The sequence below is a fragment of the Streptomyces sp. NPDC020983 genome (genome assembly GCF_044333485.1).
Taxonomy (GTDB): Bacteria; Actinomycetota; Actinomycetes; order Streptomycetales; family Streptomycetaceae; genus Actinacidiphila.
Genome location: NZ_JBIRRA010000009.1, coordinates 296,100 through 310,897 on the forward strand (window position 1 = coordinate 296,100; position 14,798 = coordinate 310,897).

The 14,798-nt window shown below is 75.0% G+C and carries 13 protein-coding genes and 1 tRNA gene; 9 read left to right on the forward strand and 5 right to left on the reverse strand.

Annotated elements, in window-relative coordinates; all coding sequences use genetic code 11:
- Positions 1 to 734: 734 nt before the first annotated feature.
- Positions 735 to 1,925 (forward strand): methyltransferase domain-containing protein, encoded by a 1,191-nt coding sequence (locus tag ACH4SE_RS22260; protein WP_398545152.1) that lies wholly within the window; start codon positions 735 to 737, stop codon positions 1,923 to 1,925.
- Positions 1,926 to 2,219: 294 nt separating this feature from the next.
- Here the strand turns inward: ACH4SE_RS22260 and ACH4SE_RS22265 are convergent.
- Together ACH4SE_RS22265 and ACH4SE_RS22270 are read right to left on the reverse strand one after the other, a co-directional pair.
- Positions 2,220 to 2,307 (reverse strand) — tRNA-Leu (locus ACH4SE_RS22265).
- A gap of 69 nt (positions 2,308 to 2,376) precedes the next feature.
- Positions 2,377 to 2,730, reverse strand: a complete 354-nt coding sequence (locus ACH4SE_RS22270) for a chorismate mutase (RefSeq protein WP_398545153.1) — start codon at positions 2,728 to 2,730, stop codon at positions 2,377 to 2,379.
- 144 nt (positions 2,731 to 2,874) lie between these two features.
- On the opposite strand from ACH4SE_RS22270, the gene fdhD reads away from it, so the two are divergent.
- The 4 genes from fdhD to ACH4SE_RS22290 all read left to right on the forward strand — a co-directional run bounded on the left by fdhD (position 2,875) and on the right by ACH4SE_RS22290 (position 7,264).
- Positions 2,875 to 3,720, forward strand: a complete 846-nt coding sequence (fdhD, locus tag ACH4SE_RS22275; RefSeq protein ID WP_398545154.1) for a formate dehydrogenase accessory sulfurtransferase FdhD — start codon at positions 2,875 to 2,877, stop codon at positions 3,718 to 3,720.
- 69 nt (positions 3,721 to 3,789) lie between these two features.
- Positions 3,790 to 4,164, forward strand: a complete 375-nt coding sequence (locus tag ACH4SE_RS22280) for a hypothetical protein (RefSeq protein WP_398545155.1) — start codon at positions 3,790 to 3,792, stop codon at positions 4,162 to 4,164.
- A gap of 112 nt (positions 4,165 to 4,276) precedes the next feature.
- On the forward strand, positions 4,277 to 5,149 hold the full coding sequence (locus ACH4SE_RS22285; protein ID WP_398545156.1) for a LysR family transcriptional regulator: 873 nt from the start codon (positions 4,277 to 4,279) through the stop codon (positions 5,147 to 5,149).
- A gap of 288 nt (positions 5,150 to 5,437) precedes the next feature.
- The gene (locus ACH4SE_RS22290) at positions 5,438 to 7,264 is read left to right on the forward strand and encodes an AMP-dependent synthetase/ligase (protein ID WP_398545157.1); all 1,827 of its coding nucleotides are present in this window, start codon (positions 5,438 to 5,440) and stop codon (positions 7,262 to 7,264) included.
- Here the strand turns inward: ACH4SE_RS22290 and ACH4SE_RS22295 are convergent.
- Both ACH4SE_RS22295 and ACH4SE_RS22300 read right to left on the reverse strand, forming a co-directional pair.
- Positions 7,252 to 9,267: a hypothetical protein gene (locus tag ACH4SE_RS22295; RefSeq protein ID WP_398545158.1), complete on the reverse strand. Its 2,016-nt coding sequence runs from the start codon at positions 9,265 to 9,267 to the stop codon at positions 7,252 to 7,254. The genes ACH4SE_RS22290 and ACH4SE_RS22295 overlap by 13 nt on opposite strands.
- 519 nt (positions 9,268 to 9,786) lie before the next feature.
- Positions 9,787 to 10,473, reverse strand: a complete 687-nt coding sequence (locus ACH4SE_RS22300) for an SLATT domain-containing protein (RefSeq protein WP_398545159.1) — start codon at positions 10,471 to 10,473, stop codon at positions 9,787 to 9,789.
- 209 nt (positions 10,474 to 10,682) lie between these two features.
- On the opposite strand from ACH4SE_RS22300, the gene ACH4SE_RS22305 reads away from it, so the two are divergent.
- Positions 10,683 to 11,510 (forward strand): aldo/keto reductase, encoded by an 828-nt coding sequence (locus tag ACH4SE_RS22305; RefSeq protein WP_398545160.1) that lies wholly within the window; start codon positions 10,683 to 10,685, stop codon positions 11,508 to 11,510.
- A gap of 111 nt (positions 11,511 to 11,621) precedes the next feature.
- Positions 11,622 to 12,353 carry a class I SAM-dependent methyltransferase gene (locus ACH4SE_RS22310; RefSeq protein ID WP_398545161.1) on the forward strand — a complete coding sequence of 244 codons (732 nt, stop codon included), beginning with the start codon at positions 11,622 to 11,624 and terminating at the stop codon, positions 12,351 to 12,353.
- 111 nt (positions 12,354 to 12,464) lie between these two features.
- On the opposite strand, the gene ACH4SE_RS22315 is transcribed toward ACH4SE_RS22310, so the two are convergent.
- Positions 12,465 to 13,220, reverse strand: coding sequence for a Clp protease N-terminal domain-containing protein (locus ACH4SE_RS22315; protein ID WP_398545162.1), 756 nt, complete (start codon positions 13,218 to 13,220; stop codon positions 12,465 to 12,467).
- Between the two features lie 98 nt (positions 13,221 to 13,318).
- Between ACH4SE_RS22315 and ACH4SE_RS22320 the strand changes: the two genes are divergently transcribed.
- Both ACH4SE_RS22320 and ACH4SE_RS22325 read left to right on the forward strand, forming a co-directional pair.
- On the forward strand, positions 13,319 to 13,900 hold the full coding sequence (locus tag ACH4SE_RS22320; protein ID WP_398545163.1) for a TetR/AcrR family transcriptional regulator: 582 nt from the start codon (positions 13,319 to 13,321) through the stop codon (positions 13,898 to 13,900).
- Positions 13,901 to 14,028: 128 nt separating this feature from the next.
- Positions 14,029 to 14,790, forward strand: a complete 762-nt coding sequence (locus ACH4SE_RS22325; RefSeq protein WP_398545164.1) for an SDR family NAD(P)-dependent oxidoreductase — start codon at positions 14,029 to 14,031, stop codon at positions 14,788 to 14,790.
- Positions 14,791 to 14,798 lie beyond the last annotated feature (8 nt).

Below are 14,798 nucleotides of genomic sequence, written 5' to 3' on the forward strand. Positions count from 1 at the left end.
CCCGTGCGGCTGTGAACGGTGTCAGAAGGGCGAGCAGGCCGGTGCCTCACGCGATAAGTGGGGGACGGTGCAGGCACCGTGACGACAGACCTCCGGCCGTGGCTTGGGCCGCTGTCCGCACCCCGTATCGCTCGGCTGCCTCCGCATGCGGAAGACGGTGACGGTAACCCCTGGACCATTGGACGCTGCTGGTTCTGGTGCGGCCGGGAGTCGGCCCGGGTGCTGTGGATCGGCACGGGTGCGGCGTCGGGCGGCATCACTGCGGATCTGTTCGCCTGTGAAGCGTGCGTGCAGATGCTCAACGACCAGATTCTTTGTTCGGTCATGTCCCGCGACATAGGCGGGCACGATCTGTCCGGGCTGGCGGCTGTCGGTGCTCCAACGCCGCAGCATCCTGCCTTTCCCGACGTTCCGGCTGGCCGCCGCAGACGGCAGCCCCAGAGACCCCGCTCCGGTCACGAGAGCCCACGAGGAAGGTCCCCGCCGCGGCGGCGGGGAAGGGCTCAACCGTTCCCCCCGCGTGGCCGGAGCGGTTCCAAGCCCCCTGGAGTCAGAATCCCAGGGGGCGCACACCGAATGTGTCACTAGCAGAGGAGATCCTTTATGAGGACGCTCGGAACGATCTGTGCCCAGGGCGGGGGCGACGATGACGACAACCTTCCCGGTACCCCCTGGACGCCTCCGGAGCCCAGCCCCGACGGCGGCAGCCCGGAAGGTGACGGGAAGCACCGCAAGTGACGAACGGCTCTACTGAGCAGGACGAGCGGCCCGGTCGCACGGAACTGGGCCGCTCCCTCCTGGAAAACGGATTCATGACCTCAGACTGGGCACCGGCGTTCGCCGCCGTGCCCCGTACCGCTTTCCTCCCTGACCTGATGTGGCCGCACGATGCCGCGACGGGCCAGGCGGCCACCGTGCTCAAGACGGTGGACTCATCGGCGTGGTACGGGTACGCCAACTCCAATGTCCCAATCGTCACGCAGTGGGACGACGGGGAGCACACCGGAACCGAACCGGGTAAGACGTTCACCTCTTCGTCGTCCATGCCGAGCGTGGTCTTCTCGATGCTCGCTGATCTCGATGCCCAGGCAGGCCACAAGGTGTTGGAGATCGGCACCGGCACTGGATGGAATGCGGGCCTGCTGGCCCACCGGGTGGGCGCGGGCAACGTCGTCTCGGTGGAAGTGGACCCGGCCGTGTCGGAGGCTGCGTGCGCGGCGCTGCGGCGCATCGGGTACGGCGACGTGAAGGTGATCACGGGTGACGGTCTGCTCGGCTACCCGCCGGACGCTCCCTATGACCGCGTGATCGCCACGTGCGGCCTGCGGTCCGGACTGTTCGCGTGGGTGCGGCAGACCACCCCGGGCGGGGTGATCGTCGCCCCCTGGGGCACGCACTACACCTATACCGAGGCGACGGTACGTCTGGTCGTGGCCGACGACGGCGACAGCGCGTCCGGGCACTTCACCCGGCCGGTCAATTTCATGCGCATGCGCTCGCAACGCCTGGTCCGCCCCGAGCACAGCAGCTATGTCCCGGCGCAGGGCACCGGGGACGCGGAGAGGTCGACGACAACGATCACCGAGCCGGAGTTCCTGACCGGCAGTCTGGACGTGGAAGCGTTCGCAGTCGGCTTGCAGGTGCCGAACTGCGTCCACGTCCCCGACCGCAAGCAGGCGGGAAAGCGACCGGTGTGGCTCTACAGCCTCACCGACAGGTCATGGGCGGTGGTCATCTTCCGCGACGGTCACGACACCGCCACCGTGTACCAGTCGGGAAACCGGCGGCTGTGGGACGAGGTGGAAGCCGCCTTCCGATGGTGGCAAGACCAGGGACGCCCCGGCTTCCATCGCTTCGGTCTGACCGTCACAGCAGATCACCAAGTCCCCTGGCTGGACGCACCATCCAACGCCCTCAGTGGATGAGGCGCACCACGAACCGAAGCAAAGCCCCCGCTTTCGGCGGGGGCATTGCTGATTTCCTCGCCGGATCAGAGCAGGTCACGGAAGGGGTTGCGGACCACGGGTGCGGACGGTGCGGGGTCCGACCGCTGCGACTGCTCAACCGGCGTTACCGGGAGGCCCACACCGGGCCGTTCCAGGGCCGACTCGGCCTGGCGTCCCTGGTCCGGCCTGGGGAATCGACGGACTGTTGGTGGTGTGGTTGATCACGCCACAGCCCGAAAAAACAGAAAAACCCCAGATCACCTGGGGTTCTGCTGGTGTCCGAGGGGGGACTTGAACCCCCACGCCCGATAAAGGGCACTAGCACCTCAAGCTAGCGCGTCTGCCATTCCGCCACCCGGACCGGGTCGACCGCCCCGGCCTGCTGGGCCGGGGTGACTGCGTCAACAATACCAAGGATCCGAGGTGCTTCTCACCTGGGATTCGCGCCGGGCTGCTGGGGGCGGGCGGCGATGGCGCGGTGGTGGCGCACGACCTCGTCGATGATGAAGTTCAGGAACTTCTCGGCGAAGGCCGGGTCGAGGCGGGCGTCCTCGGCGAGGCGGCGGAGACGGGCGATCTGGGCGGCCTCGCGGGCCGGGTCGGCCGGGGGGAGGTCGTGGGCGGCCTTGAGCTCACCGACCTGCTGGGTGCACTTGAAGCGCTCGGCGAGCAGATGGACGAGGGCCGCGTCGAGGTTGTCGATGCTGCCGCGCAGCTCCCGCAGCCGCCGCAGGGCCTGCTCGTCGCCTTCCAGGGTGTGCTCGGCGGTGGGCTGGTCGCTCATCTCGGTTCTGCCATCCTGGGTGTCCGTGGTGCACGCTGCGCGGTCCGGATCACCCTATGACACCGCCGTGTGGTGCAGGGGCGGGACCGCGGGGCGCACGGGCGGCCCGCGGGGCGCGGCGGGAGCGCGGGAGGAGTGGGGCCGATGGGACGGGTCACGGAGCGGCGGCGGGTGCTGCGGATCCGCGGGACGGCGGCCGCGCACCGGGCGGACACGCTGGTGGCGGAGGAGCCGCTGGAGATCCGGCTGAACGGCCGCCCGCTGGCGATCACGATGCGCACGCCGGGCGACGACTTCGCCCTGGCCCTGGGTTTCCTGGTCAGCGAGGGCGTGCTGGCCGCGGCGGACGACGTGGCGAACGTCGTCTACTGCGCCGGCGCGACGGACGACGGGGCCAACACGTACAACGTCGTGGACGTGCGGCTCGCGCCCGGGGTGCCGGTGCCGGACATCACGCTGGAGCGGAACGTCTACACGACGTCGTCGTGCGGGCTGTGCGGCAAGGCCAGCCTGGAGGCCGTGCGCACCGCGACCCGGCTGCCGGTGGACCCCGCCGGCGGCCCCCGGCTGACGCCCAGGCTGCTGGCGGCGCTGCCCGGGCGGCTGCGCGGCGCGCAGGCGGTCTTCGACCGCACCGGCGGGCTGCACGCCGCGGGGCTGTTCGACGCCGGCGGCGCCCTGCTGGACGTGGCCGAGGACGTCGGACGGCACAACGCCGTGGACAAACTGGTCGGGCGGGCGCTGCGGGAGGGCCGGCTGCCGCTCGCGGACCGGATCCTGATGGTGTCCGGACGGGCGTCCTTCGAGCTGGCCCAGAAGGCGGTGATGGCGGGGGCGCCGGTGCTGGCCGCGGTGTCGGCGCCGTCCTCGCTCGCGGTCGACCTCGCCCGGGAGAACGGGCTGACGCTGGTCGGCTTCCTGCGCGGCGACTCCATGAACGTCTACGCGGGCGAGGGCCGTATCGTACTGGCGTCCGATCCGGCACTCTGAGCGGCGGCCGGGAGCAGCCGGCCACCCGCAGGCCCGCCGGCCGCTTCCCGCCCGCAAGGAGCCCCCGCGGTGTTCGTCCTCAGCGCCGTCCTGACAGCACTCCTGCTCCTGGAGGTGGTGCCGTCGGCCCTCGCGGCACTGACCCGGTTCGGGCCCGGGGTCGAACGGCTGGACGGCCTGACGCGGCTGGGACTGCGGCAGGGCCGCCACCTGTGGGTGCTCACCGGCGCCGGGGTGCTGCACAGCGCCGCGGCCGTGGCCGTCGTCGTGGGTGTGTGGCGCCCGGTCTGCGGGGTCGCGGGCGCGGGCGCGGAGGCGCTGTTCTTCGGCTGGGTGCTGCTGCGGCAGCTGCGCGCCGGGGACCGGGGGCGGGAGCTGTTCGCGTACGCGCTCTTCACCTCGTGGTCGCTGGCGGTGCTGGCGGTGGCCGCCGTTCGGCTGTGACGCCGCGGGCGGCGCACCGGCCCCTTCCCTCCTCCGCACGCCGCCGCGGGGAGCGCCAGGGATGGCCGGTAACCGACGCGACCGCCATCACGCCCCGCGATAACGTGCCGCCATGTTCGAGCCCGCCCAGTTGCGGACCTTCCTCGCCGTCGCGCAGACGCTGAGCTTCACCCAGGCGGCGCACCGGCTCGGCCTGCGCCAGTCCACCGTCAGCCAGCACGTGCGGCGGCTGGAGGAGGCCGCGGGCTGCCGGCTCTTCCTGCGCGACACGCACGCCGTCGAGCTGACCGACGACGGCGAGGCCATGGTGCGCTTCGCCCGGCCGATCCTGGAGGCCAACGAGCGGGCCGCGGCGTACTTCACCGGCACCCGGCTGCGCGGGCGGCTGCGGTTCGGGGTGTCGGAGGACTTCGTGCCGACCCGGCTGCCGGAGATCCTGGCCGCCTTCCGGCACGACCACCCCGAGGTCGACCTGGAGCTGACCGTGGAGCTCTCGGGCGCGCTGCACGAGCGGCTGGACGCCGGCGGGCTGGACCTGTGCCTGGCCAAGCGGTCGGGCCCGGAGGGGCCGGGGCGGCTGGTGTGGCGGGACAAACTGGTGTGGATAGGCGGCGATCGGCTGCGGCTCGACCCGCGCCGCCCGGTGCCGCTGATCGCCCACCCGCCGCCGGCGCTGACCCGGGTGCGGGTGCTGGACGTGCTGGAGCGGCACGGACGGGACTGGCAGCTCGCGGGCACCAGCGGCTCGCTGGGCGGCCTGGTCGCGGCGGCCCGGGCCGGTCTGGGGGTGATGGCGCATCCGCAAGGGCTGATTCCGGCCGGGCTGGCGCGCGTGCCGGCGCGGGCCGGCGGCCTGCCGGACCTGGGCGGGGTGGACTTCGTCCTGCGGCACGGGCGGCGGGCCTCGCGCGTCCAGGAGTCGGCGGACGCGCTGGCCGGCGCGATCCTCGCGGGCGGCGGCCTCCTCCACCGCCCGCTGCTCTGACCGGGGACCGGGCGGCGCAGCCGTACGCACGGGAGGGGTGGGACGCACGGGGTGGGAGCCGACCGGTGGGGTGGAGCGGGCGTGGGCGGGGCGGGCAGATTTGGTGGAGATCCGCGGCCGCCCTCCGCCGCCGCCGGGGCACGGGATCGCGCCGGTTTCCTTGTGACCGCCGGAAACCCCCGCCCCACCAGCACAGACGTCCGATTCGGCGAAACTTTCGGCCCTCTCCCGCCGGGGCCGGGGATCGGGTAGCTTACGGCCGCACCGAGCCCCCTAGGAGAGCACCCGTTGCGTCAGTTCACCGTCCCCCCGCTGGCCACAGCGCCCCAGGCCGGCGGTCTGGCGGATGCCGTGTTCGGGAACGCGCGGCAGGCCCCGGACCAGGTGGTGCTCGGGCGCGCCGACGAGCGGGGCGACTGGCGGGACGTGACGGCCGCGGAGTTCCGCGACCAGGTGCTCGCGGTCGCCAAGGGGCTGCTGGCGCAGGGGATCCGGTTCGGCGACCGGGTCGCGATCATGTCGCGCACCAGGTACGAGTGGACGCTCTTCGACTTCGCGCTGTGGTCGATCGGCGCGCAGCCGGTGCCGGTGTACCCGACGTCGTCGTCCGAGCAGGTCCGCTGGATGCTGCACGACTCGGAGGCCGTCGCGGCGGTCGTGGAGCACGAGGACCACGCGATGACGGTCGGCGCGGCCCTGGGCGAGCTGCCGCGGCTGCACCGGCTGTGGCAGCTCGACGCGGGCTGCGTCGAGGAGCTCACCGCGGCCGGGCGCCACATCGGCGACGACGTCGTCGAGCGGCACCGGCTCGCCGTGACGCCCGGCGCGACCGCGACGGTCATCTACACGTCCGGCACCACCGGCCGCCCCAAGGGCTGCGTCATCACGCACGGCAACTTCATGGCCGAGACGGACAACGTCGTCGCCCGCTGGGAGCCGGTCTTCTCCAGCAAGCCCGGGGAGGAGCCGTCCACCCTGCTCTTCCTGCCGCTCGCGCACGTCTTCGGGCGGATGGTGGAGGTGGCGTGCGTACGGCACCGCATCCGGCTCGGCCACCAGCCCGGTATGACGGCCGCCGAGCTGATCCCGTCACTCGCGTCCTTCCGGCCGACCTTCGTCCTGGCCGTGCCGTACGTCTTCGAGAAGGTCTTCCAGGCGGCGCGGCGCAAGGCGGAGGCCGGCGGGAAGCTGGCGCCGTTCGAGAAGGCGGTGGAGGTCGCGGTACGGCACGCCGAGGCGGTCGAGGCACGCGCCTTCGGCATGGGACCGGGCCCGAGCGCCTCCCTGCGGATGCAGCACCAGCTGTACGAGAAGCTCGTCTACAGCAAGGTGCGCGGGGCGCTGGGCGGCCGCGTCCGGCACGCGATCTCCGGCGGCTCGGCCATGGAGCGGCGCCTCGGGCTGTTCTTCTGCGGCGCGGGCGTGACGATCTACGAGGGCTACGGCCTGACGGAGACCACCGCCGCCGCGACCGCGAACCCACCCGAGCAGACCCGCTTCGGCACCGTCGGCCTGCCGGTGCCCGGCACCTCCGTGCTGATCGCCGAGGACGGCGAGATCTGGCTGCGCGGCGGGCAGGTCTTCTCCGGCTACCTCAACAACCCCAAGGCGACCGAGGAGGTCCTCAAGGACGGCTGGCTCGCCACCGGGGACCTGGGCATGCTCGACGAGGACGGCTACCTGACGATCACCGGGCGCAAGAAGGAGATCCTGGTGACGAGCGGCGGCAAGAGCGTGTCGCCGGTCGCGCTGGAGGAGCGGGTGCGGGCGCATCCGCTGGTCGGGCAGTGCGTGGTCGTCGGCAACGACCGGCCGTACGTGGCCGCGCTCGTCACGCTGGACCCGGAGGCGGTGGCGCACTGGCTGGCCATCCGCGGCAAGCCGCGGCTGCCGGCGGTGGAGCTGGTGCACGACACCGACCTGGAGAACGAGATCCGGCGGGCCGTCGTCGCGGCGAACACGCGGGTGTCGCAGGCCGAGTCGATCCGCACCTTCCGGATCCTGGCGGCGCAGTTCAGTGAGGAGCGCGGGCTGCTGACGCCGTCCCTGAAGCTGAAGCGGCGGGCGATCGAATCCGCCTACGCCCGGGAGATCGAGGCGCTCTACCGGGCGTGAGGACCCGCGGCCCCCGTGTCCGCGCACAGCGCCGCGAGATCGTGCTCCTCGGCGGCGCCGGGGCGGAAGGCGTGCGCCGGCCCCGGCGTCCACCGGCCGCCTTCGAGCCGGACGGTGCGCAGCGCGAGGACGTGGTCGCCGCCCTCGCGGGCCACGAACAGCTCGTTGTAGCCGTGGCACCCGTCCGTCCCGCGACCGCCCAGCGCGGGGGCGCCCGCGATCCGCAGGGTCCAGGGCGGGCCCGCGCCGAGCAGCCGCTCGGCGGCCGCGAAGCCCAGGCGGGTGCGGCCGTGCAGGACGAGCGAGGTGCGGGCGGCGGCCAGCGCGCGCTTGGCCTCCCCCGCGTTGACGGCACCGGAGCAGGGCGCGGCCCCGGCCGCAGGGACGGGCGAGAGGGGGTGGTGCAGCGCGGCGACGGTGACGGCGCCCGGTTCCGGTGCGAGCCGGTCGAGCACCCCGCGGGCGACGACGCCGGGGTCGTGCCGCTCGAAGTCCCCTACGGCGGCGGCGCCCGCGGCTCCCCCGGTGCCCGCGGCCTCGTACCGCTCCTGGCGTGCGCGCAGCCGCTCACGGCCGGCGGCGGGGGCGGCGCCGGATTCGGTGCTGCCGAGCAGCGCGAAGCGCAGGCCGGCGTCCGGGTAGGTGACGTAGAGGCGGCGCCGGGCGGGGTCGGCGAGGTGCAGGTCGGGGTGCGGCAGCCCGTCGAAGGCGGCCGCGAACCAGCGGTGCCGGGCCTGCGGGGAGGCGTCGGGGGCGAGATCCCAGGAGACGTCGTGGCTGCCGCCGACCAGCAGCACCCGCGGGTCGTCGTCGCGCAGGTCGCGGTGCGGGGCCAGGAGGGCGGCCACCTCGGCGAGCCACGCGCGGGCCCGCTCGCCGTACGCGTCGAGGGGGCGCTCGACCAGGCCGCCGGTGACGACGAGCAGGTGCGGGGCGCGGCCCCGGGCGGCGAGCCGGCGCACGTGGCCGAGGTAGCCGTCGAGGGCGTCACCGGCGCCGGGGACCGGGGACCGTCCGCCGTGCCGCAGGTCGGAGACGTGGTGGACGCGCAGCACCTCGGGCAGGTGCCGGCCGAGCACCGGGTCGCCGGCGAGCGAGCCGCCGGGCCGCGGGGCGCCGGGGACGGGGCCGGGGCCGTCCTGCGCGGCGGCGTACACGTACAGCGCCGCGTCCGGCGCGGGCCGGCCGGCGGCGGTGACGGGCGGCAGGCCCGCGGCGCGCCAGCGGGAGGCCCGCAGGGCGGCGCGGTGCCTGCCGGCGAGGCCGTTGACGAACCACTGGCGGATGTACTCGTGCCCCGCGTCGGCCTCCTCGGCAGCGGCGCGCAGCAGCGCGCGGCACCCGTCCCCGGCGGCGCGCAGCGCGGGGTGGACCTCGGCGGTGTGCAGGAGGAGTTCGAGCAGGAAGGTGGTGTGCAGCCAGCCGGGGTCGGCGGCGCGCACCCGCTCGACGAGCGCGGGCGCCCACTGCGGGGCCCGCGCGGCCATCCGCGCGCACTCCTCCGCGTCGAGCACGGGCGGGCGCAGCAGGCCCCCGAGGATGTCGGGCCCGAGGTGCGGGGTGAGCAGCGCGCTCTCCGCGGGGGTGGCGAGGACCAGCGCGGTGGCGCCGGTGCCGCGTATCCGGTGCAGGCCGGCGGCGAGGACGGCGGGATCGACACCGGGGCCGCCGGGCCTGGCGAGCGCGGGCTCGTCGACGATGACGAGCTGCCCCGGGCCGGTCGGCGGCGCGGGCCTGCCCTCGGTCAGGCAGCCGAGCCGGGTCCTGCGGACCGACGCCGGCGACCGCAGGTCGACCCGGACGGTGCCGCCGTCCGGGCGGGCGGCGGCGATGCCCTGGGCCAGCCAGGTCTTGCCGGCCCGGCGCGGCATGACGGCCAGCCAGGCGGCGCCGTCCGGCGCGGCGCCCTCGGCGGTGGGGCGGATCCAGCTGGGCATCCGCCCGTTGCCGAGCCTGACGTCCAGGTCGGCGCGGTAGGACTGGCTCGGCCGGAAGACGCTCATACGGCCCACTCCCCTGTCTGCCCGTCACGTAACGAGATGCCGTTCCCGGTGGCCCGGCCGGGAAACGGCGGATGCGCGCCGCCGCCGGCGGCCCGGCCGCGGCGGCCGCGCGTCGCGCGGTCCCCGGCGCCGCGCGGGGGCGGCGCCGGCCCGCGGCCCCCCGGCAGCTCCGGCAGGCCCGCGGGCAGCGGGCCCGGCCCGCGCGCCCCGCTGCGCCAGGCGGCCGTCCGGACGGCGGGTCCTGCGGCGCCGGGCGGGAGGGCACGGCGTACGTGCGGGGCACCGCGGTACGCGCGCACGCGGCGGAACGAGCCGGTGCCGCACACGCGCACGTGGCGGAACGGACCGGTACCGCACACGCGCACGCGGCGGAACAGACCGGCGCCGCACACGCGCACGCGCACGCGGCGGAACGGACCGGTACCGCAGACGGGGCCGCCCGGGGCCACCGCGGTGGGGGTCGCGCTCATCGGCCCGCCGGGGCGCCCGTGGCTGCCGCGCGGCCCGGGGCCGTCCCGCTCAGCGCTCCACTCCCGGCACCGTGCCCCAGCCCTGCAGTTCGCTGGTGTTCGAGCTGAACTCGGCCCGCCACTCGGCTGTCTCGCCTTCGATACGGGCGCGCACCGAGCCGGCGAGCCGGGCGACGAGGGCCAGCTGCCGTTCCAGCTCGGCCGGTTCCAGCAGCAGCGCCGGATCGGCGGCGGAGGGCCGGCCACGCAGCACGTCGGCGGCCCATTCCAGCCGTACGGCGTCGAGTTCGGTGCGCAGCGCGTGGGCGGCGGCGATGTCCCGCATCCAGGTCGCGGACATCCCGAAGAAGTGGTCGAAGCCCTTGCAGCCCGCGGCGACCGCCAGCAGCACGTAGCCCCAGCCCTGGCCGGATCCGCCGGCCGCGGCCGTGCCGAGCGGCACCGCGGCGCCCGCGACGGCGCAGGCGATCGCGAAGCCCTGGAGCAGCCGCGAGCCGACGCGCTTGGACCGCTTGTCGTCGAGGTACCAGGCGATGGCGGCCTCGGCGTCCCGCTCGGCCCATTCGCGCAGGCGCGCCAGGGTCTCGCGCTGTACGGCCGGGTCGGACGCGGCCGCCGCGGGAACGGCCGGGAAGGGCTGCGCCCGGAGGTCCCGTCCGCGCCACCGCGCGCGCGGCGCCGCGGGCACGCCGCCCTGCCGCGCACCCTGTTCCGCCATGGGTTCTGGCCCCGCCATCGGTCCCGCTCCCCTCACCGCCGGGCCCGGCCCGGTCCACGCGCGTGAGGGTAGCGGCTGGGATCACCGCCGGGCGGGGGAATGCGGCGATCGGGCGCCGGGTTGTACGTGCTCGGTCCGCTCCGGCCCGCCGGCCGCCCGCGGTCCCGGCCGTACGGCCCGACGGCCGTGCGGTCCCCGTTCCCGACGCAAGGAAGGCTCCACCCCCTGTGAGCAAGGTCCCCGACGTAACCCTCAACAACGGCGTCACGATGCCGCAGCTCGGCTTCGGCGTCTGGCAGGTGCCGGACGACGAAGCCGAGTCGGCGGTCGCGACCGCGCTGGACGCCGGATACCGCAGCATCGACACCGCGGCGTTGTATGCGAACGAGGAGGGCACGGGCCGCGCGCTGGCCGCCTCCGGGCTGCCGCGCGAGGAGCTGTTCGTCACGACGAAGCTGTGGAACAGCGACCAGGGCTACGACTCCGCGCTGCGCGCCTTCGACACCTCGCTGGCCAAGCTCGGGCTCGACTACGTCGACCTCTACCTGATCCACTGGCCGCAGCCGCGGCGCGACGCGTACGAGGAGACCTGGCGCGCGCTGGAGCGGATCGCGGCCGACGGGCGGGCCCGGGCGATCGGTGTGTCCAACTTCCAGCCCGCGCACCTGCGGCGCCTCGTCGACGGCTCGGCGACCGTGCCCGCGGTGAACCAGATCGAGCTGCACCCGCAGCTGGCGCAGTCCGAGCTGCGCGCGGTGCACGCCGAGCTGGGTGTCGTCACCGAGGCCTGGTCGCCGCTCGGCCAGGGCAAGGGCCTGCTCGCCAGCCCGGTGATCGCCCGCGTCGCCGAGCGGCACGGCCGGACGGCCGCGCAGGTCGTGCTGCGCTGGCATCTCCAGCTGGGCAACGTGGTGATCCCCAAGTCCGTGACCCCGTCGCGGATCCGGGAGAACATCGACGTCTTCGACTTCGCGCTGTCGCCGGAGGACCTGGCGGAGCTGGCGGCCCTCGACGACGGCACGCGCCTGGGCCCGGACCCGGACGCCTTCGGCTGAGCCGGCCGCGGCCCCGGGGCCTCCGGCCCGGGGCCGCGCGCACCGGTACGTAACACGGCTGCAAGACCCCGGGCAGCCGGGTGTTCACCTGCGGCCTCTACCATCGTCCGCATGCTGGACTACGAGGTGGAGGCGGCGCGCTACGACGCGACGCGCGGCGGTGAACCGCGAGCGCGGGCGGCGGCGCGCGCCGTGCTCGCGCTCGTGCCCGAACGGGCGCGCACCCTGCTGGACGTCGGGTGCGGCACGGGACTGGTGACGGAGCGTCTGACGCGGCCGGGCCTGCGGGTCTTCGGTGTGGACGCCGCGCGCGGGATGGCCCGGCTCGCGGCGCGCCGGACCGGCGGCTCGGTGGTGCTGGGCGACTGCCACCGGCTGCCCTTCGCCGACGCCTCGCTGGACGCGGTGTCGGCGGTGTGGCTGCTGCACCTGCTGCCGGACGCCCCGCGGGTGATAGCCGAGTGCGCCCGGGTGCTGCGGCCGGGCGGGGTGTTCGTGACGACGGTCGACAAGGACGCGGGCCACGACGTGGACAGCGACGTCGACCAGCTGATGGCGCCCTTCCGGGGGCGGCGGACGGCGTACGACGCGGACGTGCGTGTACGGGCGGTGGCCTGCGAGCACGGGCTCGACCGGGCGGGCGAGGCGCGCTTCACCGGGCACGGGCAGGGCAAGTCCCCGGTGCGGGCCGCGGACGAGGTGGCGCGCGGCTACTTCGCCTCGGCGCTGAGTCTGGACACGGTCGAGCAGCAGGCGCTGGCCGCCCGCATCGCCGAGCTGCCCGACCCGGACGTACCGCGCGGCGACCCGGTCTACCGGCTGCTGGCGCTGCGCAAGAGCTGAGCGGGAGCGCCGCACCGGGCTCTCCCGCACGGCCTCCGGCGGTGCCGGGCGCGGCGGCGGTCCTCGGTCGGGCCGCCGCCGCGCCGGGCGCGGGGCGTTCGCGCCGGGCGGTCAGGGGGCGTCGCTCCCCGCGGGCCCGGGCTTCTGGTCGCTCTTCCAGGAGATCCGCGCCAGGGTCGCCAGGACCCACTCCTCCACGGCCCGGTGCGTGACACCGATGCCGGTGAGCGCCCGGGCGGCCGGTTCCTGGTCGTCGCTGAGGACGCCGAGCAGGATGTGCTCGGTGCCGATGTAGTTGTGGCCGAGGCGCAGTGCCTCGCGCAGGATCAGTTGCAGGGTCTTCTTGGCCGCGGCGCCGACCGGCAGGTTCCCGGTGGGCGGGGCGTCCTCGGTGCCGGGCGTCGTGACGGCGGCGCGTACCGCCTCGGGGGTGGCGCCGAGGTCGGCGAGCGCCTGGATGGCGAGCGTGTCGGGCTGGGCCAGGAGCCCGAGGACGAGGTGCTCGGGCCCGATGGCGGCGTGCCGTCCGGCGCGGGCCTCCTCCTGGGCGGCGCTGACCGCGTTGCGGGCGCGCGGGGTGAAGCGGGTGAAGCCGGACTCGGTGAGGTCGAAGTCCTCCGGGCCCTTGGGGACGAAGCGTTTCTGGGCGGCCTGCTTGGTCACGCCCATGTGCCGCCCGATGTCCGTCCACGACGCGCCCGCCCGCCGGGCCTGGTCGACGAAGTGGCCGATGAGGTGGTCGGCGACGTCGTCGAGGTGCGCGGCGACGGTCACGGCGTGTTCGAGGTGCTGGAGCGGGTCGCTCCCGGGGTGCTGGTTCTTGACGAAGTCGATGAGGTCGTCGAGCCGTACGGCGTGTGTGTCCATGCGTCAACGGTAGGTTGACGCCCGCGGCATCGTCAACCACGCGTTGACGAATGGACAGTTCTTGACCGCTCGTTCTGCTATGGCCTAGGGTCGCGATCATGGCGAGGACCAAGGAGTTCGACCCCGACACCGCGCTCCTCGCGGCGCTCGAACTGTTCTGGGAGCGGGGCTACGAGGCGACCACCATGTCCATGCTCGTCGAACGCCTCGGCGTGGCACGGGCGGGCATCTACGCGGCCTTCGGCAGCAAGCACGACCTCTACCTGCTCGCACTGCGCCGCTACGGCGAGCAGCGCGACCCGGTGCTGCTGGAGGAGCTGTCCCGGCCCGGCCCCGCACTCCCCGCCGTCCGCGCGCTGGTCGAGCGCTTCGCCGCGGAGTCCGCGGACGACGGGCTGCGCCGCGGCTGCTTCGTGACCAACACCGCCGTCGAGCTGGCCCCGCGCGACAGCGCCGCCGCACGCCAGGTGGAGGCCGGCTGGGCCGTCCTGGAGACCGCACTGACCTCCGCGCTGCTGCGCGCCCGGGCGCAGGGCGAGCTGCCCGCCGGGCGGGACCCGCGGGGGCTCGCCAGGATGCTGCTGGTGCTGCTCCAGGGGATGCGGGTCGTGGGCAGGGCCGGCGCGGACCCGGAGCGGTCGCGGGACGCGGCGGCGCAGGCGCTCGCCCTCATCGGCTGAGACCCCGCCCCCCCGACTCCTCCCCGCTCCCCACCGATCCCCCTTCGCCCCTCAGGCGCGCCGGCCCCCGGATCCGGGTCGGCGTGCGCCCTCTTTCAAGAATGTTCGTTCTCATACCAGGAGACGCAATGTCCGACAGGTTCACCGGCCAGGCCGTGCTCGTCACCGGCGGCGGCAGCGGTATCGGGCGGGAGGTCGCCCTCGCCTTCGCCCGCGAGGGCGCCCGGGTCGCGGTCGCCGGCCGCACCCGCGAGACTCTCGACGAGACCGCCGCGCTCGTCGCGGCCGCCGGTGGCACGGCGGTCGCCGTCACCGCCGACATCACCGCCGCGGCGGACGCCGAGCGCATGGTCGCCGAGGCAGCCGGCCGGCTCGGCGGCCTGGACGTCGCCGTCAACGGCGTCGGCGTCCTCCTCGCGCCAGGCCCCGTGGGCGACATGGCCGAGGACGTCTGGCGGCGCACCCTGGACACCAATCTCACCGGGCTGTGGCTGTCGATGAAGTACGAGATCGCGCGCATGCGCGAGGCCGGCGGCGGCGCCATCGTCAACATCGCCTCCAACATCGGCGCCCACCGCCGGGCTGCGGGCCTGGGCGCCTACGCGGCGAGCAAGGCCGCGGTCAGCGTGCTGACGCGCACCGCGGCGCTCGACCACATCGCGGAGGGCATCCGCATCAACGCCGTCAGCCCCGGCCCGGTCGACACCCCGATGTCCACCCGCCCCGGCGAGACCGCGGCCCGGAAGGCGGAGCGGCTGCGCGCGCAAGTGCCGCTCGGCCGGGCCGCGAGCACCGCGGAGGTCGCCTCGGCGGTGCTCCACCTGGCCTCCCGCGAGGCGGGGGCCACCGTCGGCACCGACCTGGTCCTGGACGGGGGCGCCACCGCGTAGGGCCGGGA